Genomic DNA, 2,106 nt, shown 5'->3' with positions numbered 1-2,106 from the left:
CGTAAGCCCCCTCGGCTGCTGCTTTCTCATACGCCATCCTTGGGATTTGTGTGGTTAGCTTCCCACCGCTGATATCAATCATCGTACCGGTGATATAGCCGGCATAGTCGGAAGCGAGGAAGCAGATCAGGTTAGCAACATCTRCCTTCTCACCCCATCGGCGCAGCGTCAGGGTGTCGAGCAAGCGCTGCTGCTGGGGCTCTTTAAGCTCGGCGAAATGATTCATGTCCGTCGGAATCATCCCCGGGGCATAACAGTTCACCGTAATGTTCCACGGTCCCAGCTCACCAGCCAGTACCCGGGTGAATTGTTCCACGCCGGCTTTGGATGAGGCATAAGCGGCACTTCCGTAGCTCGGAACGATTGCAGCGAAAGAGGCGGCATTCATGATCCGGCCCGATCTTTGCTGCTTCATGACAGGCGCCACGGCCTTGCACATCAGAAAGGTGCCTTTCAAATTAATATCCAGGTTCAGATCCCATACCTCTTCCGAGAGGATATCCACAGGTGCTCCTCCAGCGACCCCCGCATTATTCACCAAAATATCAATATGACCATACGTATCCACGACTTGTTGAACAACTTCCTGAATCTGAGCATAGTTGCGCACATCGCATGGGTACGTACTTCCCTTGCAGCCGCTTTGGTCAAATTCCTTCTGAACGTCCCCCAAGTACGATTCATTAATGTCGGTGACAACAGTAGTTACGCCTTCCCTAGCAAGTGCCATGGCGATTACTTTCCCGATCCCCCGGCCGGCACCGGTGACAATTGCCACTTTTCCAGATAGATCAATATGCATCCTACGTCCATCCCCTTTCCCGTTACATCGTCTGCGAAGCCGTGTTGTGTGCTTGCAGCAAATTTTGCAAATAAGACAAACTCGTTAAGAACTGCCGCTGTTCATAGGCGATAATGTCCTCTTCCGGGGCGTTCTTTTCAAAAGGGGTTCGCCAATCTCCCGTCGGTCTGGCATTCCCCTGCACGAAACGCAATAGATTGGCAAGCTGCGCTGCTGACCGCTGAGGGTAATCCTGCCAGTAATCCTCGCAGAGCACTCTCGTGTGGCGCGCTTCAAGCGCTCCGAGCTCCATCGACATATTGACCTTCGGACAATATTCAGCAAACACGTTCAGCAGTGCAGCGAAATCTACGACGCCCTGGCCTAACGGAGAACGCACGAGGCGATAGCCATCATCGCTCATATGAATCCAATAGTCCTTCATGTGCACATGCTTAAGGTGTGGTCCGAGCCTCCTTGCGAAATCAACCGGTTCCTCTGCCGTCGCCAGCGGATTGCCCGTATCCAGCGTAATGCCGAAGTATGGCGAGCCGATCTCCTTACAGAGCCAGAGCAGCTCCTCGGAAGCCAAATCCTGATGATTCTCCACCGCCAACACCACGCCTGCCTGTTCTGCCGCCCTTGCCGCCTCTCCTAGCCCTGATAACACTTCCTGTAAAAATGACGACCACCGCCCTGCCATTCTGCGTCGGTCGCCGCCAAAATCCGCACCGCCCACAACCGTGCGGACGGTTGGAGCGCCTAGTCTCGCAGCCGCTTCAATAACTTCCTTAAGGGGCTTCGGATCATAGCCCCCTGAGGCCACGACGAGATACTGCCCTCGTTCTTTAGCATGACGAGTTAACGCTGCTGCATCCTCTCCCTCAAGCAGTGACAGCGGAAGCTCAATGCCTTGGAGCCCATACTGCGTCGCCTGTTCAAGCAATTGAGATGCCGTAATACGCGGACGTGTCGAACGAGGATGGATGCCCATCATAAACGTAGTGCCATATACAGCAAGACCAAGTTTCATCCGAGTTCACCTTTTCCCTTCTATCTCGCCGTCCAACCGCCATCAACAACCATCGAAGCCCCTGTCATAAAGCTGGACGCTTCCGATGCCATATAAATAATAGCCCCAATGATTTCCTCAGGTCTGCCCCAACGTCCCAACGCGATATTGTCGATAAAAAAGCGATTGGCTTCCGGATTATTCATCACAACCGTGTTCAGCTCCGTTGCAATTGGACCAGGGCAAAGTGCGTTCACCGTAATGTTATAAGGCGCCCATTCCAACGCGAGCACCTTCGTTAGCTGAATGAGTC

At 53.4% G+C, this 2,106-nt stretch carries 3 protein-coding genes; all 3 read right to left on the bottom strand.

Annotation, left to right across the window (positions count from 1 at the left end):
- A partial coding sequence (locus tag AC1DUA_RS35045; RefSeq protein WP_477504128.1) for an SDR family NAD(P)-dependent oxidoreductase occupies positions 1–802 on the bottom strand: 802 nt, incomplete at its 3' end.
- Positions 803–824: 22 nt separating this feature from the next.
- Complete coding sequence (locus tag AC1DUA_RS35040; RefSeq protein ID WP_477504127.1) at positions 825–1,814, bottom strand: sugar phosphate isomerase/epimerase family protein; 990 nt, start codon at positions 1,812–1,814, stop codon at positions 825–827.
- A gap of 20 nt (positions 1,815–1,834) precedes the next feature.
- Positions 1,835–2,106 (bottom strand): SDR family NAD(P)-dependent oxidoreductase (locus AC1DUA_RS35035; RefSeq protein WP_477504126.1); only part of this gene is annotated, 272 nt, incomplete at its 5' end.

Source organism: Paenibacillus sp. 01T422 (genome assembly GCF_056398785.1).
Note: the sequence above shows the minus strand (reverse complement) of the source record. Positions and strands in the feature narration are given on the sequence as shown.